The following is a 13,432-nucleotide window of genomic DNA, read 5'->3' on the forward strand; positions in this document are numbered from 1 at the left end:
GCAAGTGGCGGAAAGTGGCACAAAGTGGGTTTTTTGAACGTAAAACGCTAAAATTTGGAGAAACGCATCTGTGTTTCGCGGAGCTAACGCTATCAGTCTCGATGCAAAAGGCCGTCTCGCTATGCCGAGCCGGTATCGCGACGAGCTGATTTCGCGAAGTTCCGGGCAGTTGATCATCACGATCGATGCCGTTGACCCTTGTTTATGTGTTTACCCGCTCGATGAGTGGGAGTTGATCGAAACCAAGTTGCGCGCTCTGCCTTCATTGCGTGAAGAAAACCGCCGCCTGCAGCGTTTGCTGATTGGTAATGCCGTCGACCTCGAACTCGATGGCAGTGGGCGCTTCCTGGTGCCTCCGCGTCTGCGCGAGTACGCCAAGCTGGATAAGCGCGCAATGCTGGTCGGCCAACTGAACAAGTTCCAATTGTGGGACGAAGATGCCTGGGATGCTGTTTCTGCAGCTGACCTGGCTGCTATTCAACAACCGGGCGCTATGCCTGATGAACTGCGTGATTTGATCCTGTGACTATTGATAGCGGCTTTAACCACATCACCGTACTGCTTGACGAAGCCGTTGAGGCTCTCGCCGTACGCGCGGATGGCTGCTATTTGGATGGCACCTTCGGCAGGGGCGGGCACAGTCGGTTGATCCTCAGTCAGCTCGGGCCCGACGGTAAACTCCTCGGGTTTGACAAAGACCCCCAAGCGATTGCCACCGGGCAAGCGCTAGCGGCCGAAGACGGCCGCTTTGTCGTTGTGCAGCGCAGCTTTGCCGAGCTGGGTGCCGAAGTCGCCGAGCGCGGTATGGCAGGCAAGGTGGCCGGGGTTTTGCTCGACCTGGGCGTGTCTTCGCCGCAGCTCGATGACCCGGAGCGCGGCTTCAGTTTCATGAACGACGGCCCGCTCGACATGCGCATGGACCCTACCCGTGGGATCAGTGCGGCGGAGTTCATCGCCACCGCGCCCCATGAAGAAATTACCCGTGTATTCAAGGAATACGGCGAAGAACGCTTCGCCGGTCGCATGGCCCGTGCCGTGGTCGAGCGCCGCGAAATCCAGCCGTTCGAACGCACCGCCGACTTGGCCGAAGTGCTGAAAGTCGCCAACCCTGCCTGGGAAAAGGGCAAGAACCCGGCGACCCGCGCGTTCCAAGGCCTGCGCATTCACGTCAACAACGAATTGGGCGATCTGGAAGCCGGCCTCGAAGCCGCACTGGAAGCCTTGGAAGTGGGCGGTCGCCTGGTTGTGATCAGCTTCCACTCCCTGGAAGACCGCATCGTCAAGTTGTTCATGCGTCGTCTGGTCAAGGGCGAATCCGATAACCTGCCGCGTAACCTGCCGGTACGTTTCGAAGCCTTTGTGCCGAAAATCAAAATCCATGGCAAAGCGCAGTTCGCTTCCGAAGCGGAACTCAAGGCCAACCCACGTTCCCGTAGCGCCGTTATGCGCGTCGCGGAGAAGCTGCGGTGAGCAAGCTTTTCGCCAAGCCCCTCCCGGGCGGCAGCTTCTTTATGTTGCTGCTGTTTGTCGGCGTGCTGGTGTCCGCGATTGCGGTGTCCTACAGCGCCCACTACAACCGCCAATTGCTCAATACCCTGTACGGGGAATTGAGCGTGCGTGATAAAGCGCAGGCGGAGTGGGGCCGGCTGATCCTCGAGCAAAGCACCTGGACCGCGCACAGCCGCATCGAAGTGCTGGCCACCGAGCAGCTGAAAATGCACATTCCGGGCGCGGCCGAAGTTCGCATGGTGGCGCCATGATGAAACTTGAGGGCGCACTCTACCCATGGCGCTTCCGTCTCATGCTGGGCTTGCTGGCATTGATGGTGGGCGCGATTGCCTGGCGGATCATCGACCTGCAGGTGATCGACCGTGACTTCCTGATCGGCGAGGGCAATGCCCGTAGCATGCGGCATATCCCGATCCCTGCGCACCGTGGCCTCATCACCGACCGTAACGGTGAGCCTCTGGCCGTGAGTACGCCGGTGACCACCCTGTGGGCCAACGCCAAAGAACTGCAGGTGGCCAAGGACAAGTGGCCGGCGCTCGCCGCCGCCCTGGGCCAGGACCCAAAAGCCTTGTCTGAACGCCTGGAAGCCCAGGCCAATAAAGAATTCATCTACCTGGTTCGCGGGCTCACCCCTGAACAAGGTCAGCAAGTGCTCGACCTTAAAGTCCCCGGTGTTTATGGCATCGAGGAATTTCGTCGTTTCTACCCGGCCGGTGAAACCACCGCCCATACGGTTGGCTTTACCGACATCGATGACCACGGCCGTGAAGGGGTGGAGCTCGCCTACGATGAATGGCTGGCCGGGGTTCCTGGTAAACGGCAGGTCATCAAGGATCGGCGCGGCAGACTGATCAAGGATGTCCAAGTCACCAAAAACGCCAAGGCCGGTAAGCCCTTGGCGTTGTCGATTGACCTGCGCCTGCAATACCTGGCCAACCGCGAGCTGCGTAACGCAATCATCGAAAACGGCGCCAAGGCCGGCAGCCTGGTGATCATGGACGTGAAGACCGGCGAGATCCTCGCCATGGTCAACCAGCCGACCTACAACCCGAACAACCGTCGCAACCTGCAACCGGCGATGATGCGCAACCGCGCGATGATCGACGTGTTCGAACCCGGTTCGACCATGAAAGCCATCTCCATGAGTGCCGCCCTGGAGACCGGGCGCTGGAAGCCGAGCGACAAAGTCGAGGTTTACCCGGGCACCCTGCAACTGGGTAAATACACCATTCGTGACGTGTCCCGCACGGAAGGTCCGGTGCTGGATTTGACAGGTATCCTGATCAACTCCAGTAACGTGGGCATGAGTAAAGTTGCCTTTGATATCGGCGGCGAAACCATTTACCACCTGGCGCAAAAAATCGGCTTGGGCCAGCCTACCGGCCTGGATTTTCCCGGCGAACGCGTGGGCAACCTGCCGAACTACCGCGAGTGGAAAAAAGCTGAGACCGCCACGCTTTCCTATGGCTACGGCCTATCGGTAACCGCGATCCAGCTGGCCCATGCTTTCTCTGTATTGGCCAATAATGGCCGCATGGTTCCACTGAGCCTTATTCACGTCGACGAAGCGCCGAAAGCCACCCAGGTGATTCCGGAAAACGTCGCCAAGACCATCCAAGGCATGCTGCAACAAGTGATCGAAGCGCCGCGCGGTGTATTCCGTGCCCAGGTGCCGGCCTATCACGTGGCAGGCAAGTCGGGTACCGCGCGTAAAACGTCGGTGGGCACCAAGGGCTACGCCGAAAACTCGTACCGCTCGCTGTTCGCCGGCTTCGGCCCGATGAGCGACCCGCGCTACGCCATCGTTGTCGTGATTGATGAACCGAGCAAGGCCGGTTACTTCGGTGGCCTGGTGTCGGCGCCGGTGTTCAGCAAAGTGATGTCCGGGACGTTGCGCCTGATGAACATCACGCCGGACAACCTGCCGCCCACCCAACAAGCGAACGCCGGACCACCGGCCGCCGCTGCCAAAGCCAATGGAGGGCGCGGCTGATGTCTCTTAGCTTGAACAAGATTTTTGCCCACGCCGGACGCGATCTGCTAATTCGCGAGTTGAGCCTGGACAGCCGTAATGTGCGCGCCGGTGACCTGTTCCTGGCCGTGCCTGGCGGCAAGTTCGACGGCCGTGCGCACATCGCCGATGCCCTGCAACGCGGCGCCGCCGCCGTGGCGTACGAAGTGGAAGGCGCCACCGTGCTGCCGATCACTGACGTGCCTTTGATTCCAGTCAAGGGCCTGGCTGCGCAGCTGTCGGATATCGCCGGGCGCTTCTATGGTGACCCGAGCCGTCAACTGAACCTGATCGGCGTGACCGGCACCAACGGCAAGACCAGCGTGACCCAGCTTGTCGCGCAAGCCCTTGACCTGCTGGGCCAGCATTGCGGCATTGTCGGCACCTTGGGCACCGGCTTTTATGGCGCGCTGCAAAGCGGCCTGCACACCACGCCGAACCCGATTGCCGTGCAAGCCACCTTGGCCGACCTGAAAAAGGCCGGCGCCAAGGCGGTTGCTATGGAAGTGTCCTCCCATGGCCTGGACCAGGGCCGCGTGACGGCACTGGCCTTTGACGTGGCGGTGATGACCAACCTGTCCCGCGATCACCTCGACTACCACGGCACCATGGAGGCCTACGCCGCCGCCAAGGCCAAGCTGTTTGCCTGGAATGATCTGAGGTGCCGGGTGGTTAACCTGGATGACGCATTCGGTCGCCAGTTGGCTGCGCAAGACAGCGAAGCGCGCCTGATCAGCTACAGCCTGGAAGATTCCAGCGCGTACCTGTACTGCCGCGATGCCCAATTTAATGACGAAGGCGTGCTCGCCACGTTGGTCACGCCTCAGGGCGAACACCACTTGCGCAGCACCTTGCTGGGGCGTTTCAACCTGAGCAACGTGCTGGCCGCCATTGGCGCACTGCTTGGCCTGGATTACGCGCTGGATGAAATCCTGCGTGTGCTGCCCAAGCTGGAAGGCCCGGTCGGTCGCATGCAGCGTTTGGGTGGCGGCTCGCAGCCGCTGGTAGTGGTCGATTACGCCCACACCCCGGACGCCCTGGAAAAAGTTCTCGAAGCCCTGCGCCCACACGCCAAGGGCAAGCTGCTGTGCCTGTTCGGCTGCGGCGGTGATCGTGATCGCGGCAAGCGTCCGTTGATGGCCGAGATCGTCGAGCGCCTGGCCGATGGCGTACTCGTCACCGACGACAACCCACGCAGCGAAGCGCCGAGCCAGATTTTCGACGATATCCGCGTTGGCTTCAAAGATGCGTCGAAGGCTACTTTCGTCGCCGGCCGTGGCGCTGCCATTGCCCAACTGATCGCCAGCGCCAGTGCTGACGACGTGGTGGTGCTGGCCGGTAAAGGTCACGAGGACTATCAGGAAATCAACGGCGAACGCCATGCCTTCTCCGATCTGGTCGAGGCCGATCACGCCCTGACCGCCTGGGAGGTCGCCCATGCTTAAAGCGATGACGTTCAGCGAACTGACCCAGGCCTTGTCGGCCCGCGTAGTGTCGAGCGACTGCAGTTTCGACGGCGTCAGTATCGACAGCCGCAACATCAAGCCTGGGCAACTGTTTGTAGCCTTGGCGGGCCCGCGTTTTGATGGTCACGACTACCTGAACGACGTCGCCGCCAAAGGTGCCGTGGGTGCCTTGGTGCAGCGCGAAGTGGCGGACTCCACCTTGGCGCAATTGCTGGTCGCTGACACACGCCTGGCCCTCGGCCAGCTGGGTGCACTGAACCGCGCCGCCTTTAATAAGCCGGTTGCAGCCATCACCGGCTCCAGCGGCAAAACCACGGTTAAGGAATTGCTCGCCGGTGTCCTGCGCACGCGCGGGCCGGTGCTTGCCACCCGTGGCAACCTGAACAATGATTTCGGCGCCCCGCTGACCCTGCTCGAACTGGCCGCGGAACACACAGCGGCGGTGATCGAACTGGGTGCTTCGCGCGTCGGCGAAATCGCCTACACCGTGGCGCTGACCAAGCCCCACGTTGCGATTATCAACAACGCCGGCACCGCCCACGTGGGTGAGTTCGGTGGCCCGGAGAAAATCGTTGAAGCCAAGGGCGAAATCCTTGAAGGCCTCGATGCGTCCGGCACAGCTGTATTGAACCTCGACGACAAAGCCTTCGAGACCTGGCGTATACGCGCCGCCGGTCGCAAGGTACTGACGTTTGCCGTGTTGAACGCGGCAGCTGACTTCCACGCTTCCAACATCATCGTCGACGCCCGTGGCTGCCCGTCCTTCACCTTGCACACCCCGCAAGGTAGCGAGCACGTGCAACTGAATCTGCTGGGCAACCACAACGTCGCCAATGCCTTGGCCGCTGCCGCTGCCGCGCATGCCTTGGGTGTGTCGCTGTTTGGTATCGCCACCGGTCTAGGCGCGGTGCAGCCGGTCAAAGGCCGCACGGTTGCGCAACTGGCGACCAACGGCATGCGCGTGATTGACGACACCTACAACGCCAACCAGTCCTCGGTTTGCGCGGCCATCGATCTGCTCAAAAGCTTCGACGGGCGCAAGGTGCTGGTGCTGGGCGATATCGCCGAACTGGGCGACTGGGCCGAACAATCCCATCGTGAAGTCGGCGCTTACGCTAGCGGCAAAGTCGACGCGTTCTACGCCGTCGGCCCGAACATGGCTTACGCCGTTGACGCCTTCGGTCTTGGTGCACGGCATTTCGCAACCCAGGCCGAGCTGATCCAGGCACTGGCTTCGACTGAACAACACAAAAACACAACCATTTTGATCAAGGGATCGCGCAGCGCGGTGATGGAAAACGTCGTCGCGGCCTTGTGTGGCTCAAGTACGGAGAGACATTAATGCTGCTGCTGCTGGCTGAGTATCTGCAACAGTTCCACAAAGGCTTCGCGGTCTTTCAGTACCTGACCCTGCGCGGGATCCTGGGTGTGCTGACTGCGCTGTCTTTGTCGCTGTTCTTGGGGCCGTGGATGATCCGCACCCTGCAGAGCCTGCAAATTGGTCAATCGGTTCGCAATGACGGCCCGCAGTCGCACCTGTCAAAATCCGGCACCCCGACCATGGGCGGCGCGCTGATCCTGTCGTCCATCGGCATCAGCACTTTGCTCTGGGCTGACCTGCATAACCGCTACGTCTGGACGGTGCTGCTGGTGACCCTGTTGTTCGGCGCCATCGGCTGGGTCGATGACTACCGCAAAGTGATCGAGAAAAACTCCAAGGGGCTGCCAAGCCGCTGGAAGTATTTCTGGCAGTCGGTGTTCGGCCTCGGCGCTGCGATCTTCCTTTACACGACAGCGCCAAGCGCGGTCGAGACCACCTTGATCATCCCGATGCTCAAGGACGCCAGCATCCCATTGGGCATCGGCTTCGTGGTGCTGACCTACTTCGTGATCGTCGGCTCCAGTAACGCGGTGAACCTGACCGACGGCCTCGACGGTCTGGCGATCATGCCGACGGTGATGGTTGGCGGTGCGCTGGGCATCTTCTGCTACCTGTCGGGTAACGTGAAATTCGCTGAATACCTGCTGATTCCGTATGTACCGGGCGCGGGTGAACTGATTGTGTTCTGCGGCGCGCTGATCGGTGCTGGCCTGGGCTTCCTATGGTTCAACACCTACCCGGCACAAGTCTTTATGGGCGACGTCGGCGCACTGGCGCTGGGCGCGGCCTTGGGCACCATCGCGGTGATCGTTCGCCAGGAAATCGTGCTGTTCATCATGGGCGGTGTGTTCGTGATGGAAACCCTGTCGGTGGTCATCCAGGTGGCTTCCTTCAAATTGACCGGGCGCCGCGTATTTCGCATGGCGCCGATTCACCACCACTTTGAACTCAAGGGCTGGCCCGAGCCACGCGTGATCGTCCGCTTCTGGATCATCACCGTGATTCTGGTACTGGTCGGCCTTGCCACCCTGAAACTGAGGTAGAAACGAGTGTCCCTGATCGCTTCAGACCACTTCCGCATCGTTGTCGGCCTCGGCAAGAGCGGCATGTCCCTGGTTCGCTTCCTGGCGAACCGGGGCACGTCGTTTGCCGTGGCTGATACGCGGGAAAATCCACCGGAGCTGGTCACGCTGCGCCGTGACTACCCGCACGTGGAAGTGCGTTGTGGCGAGTTGGATGTCGAGTTTCTGTGCCGCGCTGATGAGCTCTACGTGAGCCCGGGCCTGGCCTTGGCGACACCGGCCCTGCAAGCGGCTGCGGCGCGTGGCGTGAAGCTGTCCGGCGACATCGATCTGTTCGCACGTAACGCGAAGGCGCCAATCGTGGCGATCAGTGGCTCCAACGCGAAAAGCACCGTGACCACGCTGGTCGGTGAGATGGCCGTTGCCGCCGGTAAACGCGTGGCCGTGGGCGGCAACCTCGGCACACCGGCGCTGGACCTGCTCAGCGATGACGTCGAGCTGTACGTGATGGAACTGTCGAGCTTCCAGCTCGAAACCACCCACGACCTGGGCGCCGAAGTCGCCACCGTGTTGAACGTCAGCGAAGACCACATGGACCGTTACAGCGGCCTGCCGGCGTACCACTTGGCCAAGCACCGGATCTTCCGGGGTGCCAAGCAAGTGGTGGTCAACCGCCAGGATGCCTTGAGCCGTCCGCTGATGGGCGAGGGCTTGCCATGCTGGACCTTCGGCCTGGGTAAACCTGATTTTAAAGCCTTCGGCATTCGCGAAGAGAACGGCGAGAAATACCTGGCCTTCGAATTCCAGAACCTGATGCCGGTGCGCGAACTGAAAATCCGTGGTGCGCATAACCAGTCCAATGCCCTGGCGGCCTTGGCGCTGGGCCATGCTGTAGGCCTGCCCTTCGATGCGATGCTTTCCAGCCTGCGCACTTTCGTCGGCCTTGAGCACCGCTGCCAGTGGGTCCGCGACCTCAATGGCGTCGGCTATTACAACGATTCCAAGGCCACCAACGTCGGTGCTGCATTGGCTGCTATTGAAGGCCTTGGCGCCGACATCGAAGGCAAGCTGGTGCTGATCGCCGGCGGCGACGGCAAAGGCGCTGACTTCAAGGACCTCAAAAGCCCGGTGGCTGCGCATTGCCGCGCCGTGGTGCTGATGGGCCGTGACAGCGACTTGATCGCCGCCGCTCTCGGTGACGGCGTGCCGCAAGTGCGCGCCACGTCCCTGGACGACGCCATTGCCCAATGCCAAGCCCTGGCCCAGCCGGGTGACGCAGTGCTGCTGTCACCGGCGTGCGCCAGTTTCGACATGTTCAAGAACTACGAAGAGCGCGGCCAACTGTTCGCCCGCGGCGTGGAGGCCTTGGCATGAATTTGCGAGATATCATCAAGCCGTACCCGTCGCCGATCATCACTGGCCGTGGCGTCGACCTCGACTTTCCGATGCTCGCCGGTTGCCTCGCGCTGCTGGGCCTGGGCCTGGTGATGATCACGTCGGCTTCTTCCGAAGTGGCCGCCGTGCAGTCGGGCAACACGCTGTACATGATGATCCGTCACTTGGTGTACCTGGTGATCGGCCTCGGCGCGTGCTTCGTTACCATGATGATCCCCATCGCCACCTGGCAGCGCCTGGGTTGGCTGATGCTGATCGGTGCGTTCGGCCTGCTGATCATGGTGATCCTCCCCGGCATCGGTCGTGAGGTGAACGGTTCGATGCGCTGGATCGGCTTCGGTGCGTTCAACGTGCAGCCGTCGGAAATCGCCAAGGTGTTCGTGGTGATCTACCTCGCCGGCTACCTCGTACGTCGCCAGAAAGAAGTGCGCGAAAGCTGGATGGGCTTCTTTAAGCCATTCATCGTGTTGCTGCCGATGGCCGGCCTGTTGCTGATGGAGCCCGACTTCGGTGCCACCGTGGTGATGATGGGCGCGGCGGCGGCGATGCTGTTTCTCGGCGGCGTGGGCTTGTTCCGGTTCGCCTTGATGGTGGTGCTGGCGGTGGTTGCCGTTTACCTGCTGGTCGAGGCACAACCGTATCGGATGGCGCGCCTGATTACCTTTACCGACCCTTGGTCCGATCAGTTCGGTTCCGGCTACCAGTTGACCCAGGCGCTGATCGCCTTTGGTCGCGGTGGGTGGCTGGGCGTCGGCTTGGGGAACAGCGTGCAGAAGCAGTTCTACCTGCCGGAAGCGCACACCGACTTCGTGTTCTCCGTGCTTGCCGAAGAGCTCGGCGCCGTGGGCTCGCTGTGCACCGTTGCGCTGTTCGTATTCGTCTGCGTACGCGCCCTTTACATCGGTCTTTGGGCCGAGAAAGCCAAACAGTTTTTCGCCGCCTATGTCGCGTACGGGTTGGCGTTTTTGTGGATTGGCCAGGTGCTGATCAACATCGGGGTAAACATCGGTCGTCTGCCGACCAAGGGTTTGACCTTGCCGTTTCTCAGCTACGGCGGCAGTTCGTTGGTCATCTGCTGCGTGTGCCTCGGCTTGTTGCTGCGCATCGAGTGGGAGAGTCGAACCCACCTGGGCAGCGAAGAGATGGAATTCAGCGAGAGCGATTTTGCCGAGGAGCCGAACCATGGGCGCTAACGTGCTGATCATGGCGGGCGGCACCGGGGGCCACGTGTTCCCGGCCCTGGCGTGCGCCCGCGAATTCCAGAACCGTGGCTACACCGTGCATTGGCTCGGTACACCGCGTGGCATCGAAAATGAATTGGTCCCGAATGCCGGCTTGCCGCTGCATTTGATCAACGTCACCGGCCTGCGTGGCAAGGGCAAATTGTCCCTGCTCAAGGCGCCGTTCGTGTTGCTCAAGGCCGTGTGGCAGGCGCGCAAAGTCATCCGCGAATTGAAGCCGGTATGTGTGCTTGGTTTCGGTGGGTATGTGACCGGCCCTGGCGGTGTCGCCGCCAAGCTCGCTGGCGTGCCGGTGATCGTGCACGAACAGAACGCCGTCGCCGGTACCGCGAACCGCTTGCTGGTGCCATTGGCCGCGCGGGTGTGTGAAGCGTTCCCGAATACCTTCAGCGCGTCGGATAAGCGCCGCACCACCGGCAACCCGGTGCGCACTGAACTGTTTATGGACATTGCCCGTGAGGCACTGGCCGGGCGTAAGGCGCATCTGCTGATCCTCGGCGGAAGCCTGGGCGCCGAGCCACTGAATAAATTGCTGCCGCAAGCGCTGGCACAACTCCCTGTGGAGTTGCGCCCGGAGATCTTCCACCAGGCTGGCAAGAACCACGATGAAATCACCGCTACCCGCTATCGCGAGGCCGGTGTCGAGGCGGATGTACAGCCGTTCATCAAAGACATGGCCCAAGCCTATGGCTGGGCCGACCTGGTGGTCTGTCGCGCTGGTGCGTTGACCGTCAGTGAACTGGCCGCCGCCGGTCTGCCGTCCTTGCTGGTGCCTTTGCCCCACGCGATTGACGATCACCAGACCCGCAACGCCGAATATTTGGCCGGGGAGGGCGCTGCCTTCCTGCTGCCGCAAAGAACGACTGGCGCCGCCGATTTGGCCGCACGCCTGACCGAGGTTTTGATGCAACCGGAACGACTCAATAGCATGGCGAGCACCGCAAGCCGCCTGGCCAAACCTGACGCAACCCGCACCGTGGTCGATATCTGCCTGGAGGTGGCCCATGGTTGAGAATCAGAAAGCGATGCCGCAACCGGAAATGCGCCGCATCCGTCGTATCCACTTCGTCGGTATCGGCGGCGTGGGCATGTGCGGGATTGCCGAAGTCCTGCTGAACTTGGGCTACCAAGTGTCCGGCTCCGACTTGAAAGAGTCGCCGGTCACTGACCGCCTGAAGTCCTTCGGTGCACAGATCTTTATCGGCCACCGCGCCGAGAACGCTGCCGAGGCTGATGTACTGGTGGTCTCCAGTGCCGTGAACACTTCCAACCCTGAAGTGGCCACAGCCCTTGAGCGCCGAATTCCTGTGGTGCCGCGCGCCGAGATGCTCGCCGAGCTGATGCGCTATCGCCACGGCATCGCCGTGGCCGGTACGCACGGTAAAACCACCACCACCAGCCTGATCGCCTCGGTGTTCGCCGCCGGTGGCCTGGACCCGACGTTCGTCATCGGTGGCCGTCTGAATGCAGCGGGCACCAATGCTCAGCTCGGCACCAGCCGTTACCTGATTGCCGAAGCCGATGAAAGTGATGCCAGCTTCCTGCACCTGCAACCGCTGGTCGCGGTGGTCACTAACATCGACGAAGACCACATGGCGACCTACGGCGGTGACTTCAACAAATTGAAGAAAACCTTCGTCGAGTTCCTGCACAACCTGCCGTTCTATGGTTTGGCCGTGGTGTGCCTGGACGATCCGGTGGTGCGTGAAATCCTGCCGCAGGTCAAGCGTCCGACCGTGACCTACGGCTTCAGCGAAGACGCCGACGTGCGCGCGATCAATGTGCGCCAGGAAGGCATGCAAACCTACTTCACCGTACTGCGCCCTGACCGCGAGCCGCTGGACGTTTCGGTGAACATGCCGGGCAATCACAACGTGCTCAACTCCTTGGCGACCATCTGCATCGCCTCCGATGAGGGCGTCAGCGATGAAGCCATCGTTGAAGGCCTGTCGCGCTTTGCCGGTGTTGGCCGTCGCTTCCAGGTCTACGGCCAACTGCCGGTTGAAGGCGGCGACGTGATGCTGGTCGATGACTACGGTCACCACCCAACCGAAGTCGCGGCCGTGATCAAAGCTGTGCGCGGTGGCTGGCCGGAGCGCCGCCTGGTGATAGTTTACCAGCCGCACCGCTACAGCCGCACGCGTGATTTGTACGACGATTTCGTCAATGTATTGGCCGATGCCAACGTGCTGCTGCTGATGGAAGTGTACCCGGCCGGTGAAGAACCGATCCCGGGCGCCGACAGCCGCAAGCTGTGCAATAGCATCCGTCAGCGTGGCCAGTTGGACCCGATCTACATCGAGCGCGGTGTGGACCTGGCGCCGATCGTCAAGCCGCTGCTGCGTGCCGGTGACATCCTGCTGTGCCAGGGTGCCGGTGACATCGGTGGCCTTGCGCCTAAATTGCTGGCGAGCCCGTTGTTTGCCGCTGCGCAGGGGAAGTCGAAATGACCACGAATTACGACGCCCTGTTTTCCACCCTCGCGCCTGCGGACTTCGGCCGCGTGGCCGTGCTGTTCGGCGGCAAGAGCGCTGAGCGCGAAGTCTCGCTCAAGTCCGGCAATGCCGTGCTTGAAGCACTGCAAAGCGCCGGTGTGAACGCGTTCGGTATCGACGTGGGCGATGATTTCCTCGCCCGCCTGTTGGCCGAGAAGATCGACCGTGCCTTCATCATCCTGCACGGCCGTGGCGGTGAAGACGGCAGCATGCAAGGCTTGCTCGAGTGCGCCGGCATCCCTTACACCGGCAGCGGCATTCTCGCTTCGGCACTGGCGATGGACAAGTTGCGCACCAAGCAGGTGTGGCACAGCCTGGGTATTCCAACCCCGCGTCACAGCGTGCTGTGCAGCGAAGACGATTGTATTTCTGCAGCCAAGGAACTGGGCCTGCCTTTGATCGTCAAACCAGCCCATGAAGGCTCCAGTATCGGCATGGCTAAAGTGAACTCGGCCGCCGAATTGATCGACGCATGGAAAGCGGCAAGTACCTACGATTCGCAAGTGTTGGTGGAACAGTGGATTCAAGGCCCTGAGTACACCATCGCCACCCTGCGTGGCCAGGTATTGCCGCCTATCGCATTGGGCACGCCCCACACCTTTTACGACTACGACGCCAAGTATGTGGCTTGCGATACTCAGTACCGCATCCCGTGTGGCCTCGACGCAACCAAGGAACAGGAATTGATGGACCTCACGGCGAAAGCCTGTGAGGCGCTGGGTATCGCCGGTTGGGCGCGGGCAGACGTGATGCAGGATGACCAAGGGAATTTCTGGTTCCTGGAAGTCAACACCGCTCCCGGCATGACCGATCACAGCTTGGTACCTATGGCAGCCCGTGCCGCCGGTTTGGATTTCCAGCAGTTGGTGCTGGCGATCCTGGCCGACAGCATTGAGCCAAGAGGCTAAACAC

At 61.4% G+C, this 13,432-nt stretch carries 12 protein-coding genes; all 12 read left to right on the forward strand.

All coding sequences use genetic code 11. The features are described 5' to 3' along the window. Positions 1–70: 70 nt before the first annotated feature. The 12 genes from mraZ to KZH41_RS06275 are packed head-to-tail and all read left to right on the forward strand — an operon-like array spanning position 71 to position 13,428. Complete coding sequence (mraZ, locus tag KZH41_RS06220; protein WP_003171868.1) at positions 71–526, forward strand: division/cell wall cluster transcriptional repressor MraZ; 456 nt, start codon at positions 71–73, stop codon at positions 524–526. Further along, entirely contained in the window at positions 523–1,470 is a 948-nt protein-coding gene (gene rsmH, locus KZH41_RS06225; RefSeq protein ID WP_406979564.1) for a 16S rRNA (cytosine(1402)-N(4))-methyltransferase RsmH, read from the forward strand. Before mraZ ends, rsmH begins: the two co-directional genes overlap by 4 nt. Next, the gene (ftsL, locus tag KZH41_RS06230) at positions 1,467–1,760 is read left to right on the forward strand and encodes a cell division protein FtsL (protein WP_003216203.1); all 294 of its coding nucleotides are present in this window, start codon (positions 1,467–1,469) and stop codon (positions 1,758–1,760) included. Before rsmH ends, ftsL begins: the two co-directional genes overlap by 4 nt. Beyond that, on the forward strand, positions 1,760–3,502 hold the full coding sequence (locus KZH41_RS06235) for a peptidoglycan D,D-transpeptidase FtsI family protein (protein ID WP_263275086.1): 1,743 nt from the start codon (positions 1,760–1,762) through the stop codon (positions 3,500–3,502). The genes ftsL and KZH41_RS06235 overlap by 1 nt, the downstream gene beginning before the upstream one ends. Then, positions 3,502–4,965: a UDP-N-acetylmuramoyl-L-alanyl-D-glutamate--2,6-diaminopimelate ligase gene (locus tag KZH41_RS06240; RefSeq protein ID WP_094951287.1), complete on the forward strand. Its 1,464-nt coding sequence runs from the start codon at positions 3,502–3,504 to the stop codon at positions 4,963–4,965. The genes KZH41_RS06235 and KZH41_RS06240 overlap by 1 nt, the downstream gene beginning before the upstream one ends. After that, on the forward strand, positions 4,958–6,328 hold the full coding sequence (locus tag KZH41_RS06245) for a UDP-N-acetylmuramoyl-tripeptide--D-alanyl-D-alanine ligase (RefSeq protein ID WP_263274531.1): 1,371 nt from the start codon (positions 4,958–4,960) through the stop codon (positions 6,326–6,328). The genes KZH41_RS06240 and KZH41_RS06245 overlap by 8 nt, the downstream gene beginning before the upstream one ends. Next, the gene (gene mraY, locus KZH41_RS06250) at positions 6,328–7,410 is read left to right on the forward strand and encodes a phospho-N-acetylmuramoyl-pentapeptide-transferase (RefSeq protein WP_094951289.1); all 1,083 of its coding nucleotides are present in this window, start codon (positions 6,328–6,330) and stop codon (positions 7,408–7,410) included. The genes KZH41_RS06245 and mraY overlap by 1 nt, the downstream gene beginning before the upstream one ends. A 6-nt stretch (positions 7,411–7,416) precedes the next feature. Then, positions 7,417–8,763 carry a UDP-N-acetylmuramoyl-L-alanine--D-glutamate ligase gene (gene murD, locus KZH41_RS06255; protein WP_263274532.1) on the forward strand — a complete coding sequence of 449 codons (1,347 nt, stop codon included), beginning with the start codon at positions 7,417–7,419 and terminating at the stop codon, positions 8,761–8,763. Next, positions 8,760–9,977, forward strand: a complete 1,218-nt coding sequence (ftsW, locus tag KZH41_RS06260) for a putative lipid II flippase FtsW (protein ID WP_094951291.1) — start codon at positions 8,760–8,762, stop codon at positions 9,975–9,977. The genes murD and ftsW overlap by 4 nt, the downstream gene beginning before the upstream one ends. After that, positions 9,967–11,037 (forward strand): undecaprenyldiphospho-muramoylpentapeptide beta-N-acetylglucosaminyltransferase, encoded by a 1,071-nt coding sequence (gene murG / locus KZH41_RS06265; RefSeq protein ID WP_094951292.1) that lies wholly within the window; start codon positions 9,967–9,969, stop codon positions 11,035–11,037. Before ftsW ends, murG begins: the two co-directional genes overlap by 11 nt. Next, positions 11,030–12,475: a UDP-N-acetylmuramate--L-alanine ligase gene (gene murC, locus KZH41_RS06270; protein ID WP_263274533.1), complete on the forward strand. Its 1,446-nt coding sequence runs from the start codon at positions 11,030–11,032 to the stop codon at positions 12,473–12,475. The genes murG and murC overlap by 8 nt, the downstream gene beginning before the upstream one ends. Beyond that, on the forward strand, positions 12,472–13,428 hold the full coding sequence (locus KZH41_RS06275; protein ID WP_094951294.1) for a D-alanine--D-alanine ligase: 957 nt from the start codon (positions 12,472–12,474) through the stop codon (positions 13,426–13,428). The genes murC and KZH41_RS06275 overlap by 4 nt, the downstream gene beginning before the upstream one ends. The last annotated feature ends 4 nt before the right edge of the window (positions 13,429–13,432 follow it).

The sequence above is a fragment of the Pseudomonas sp. YeP6b genome (assembly GCF_025642995.1).
Lineage (GTDB): Bacteria > Pseudomonadota > Gammaproteobacteria > Pseudomonadales > Pseudomonadaceae > Aquipseudomonas.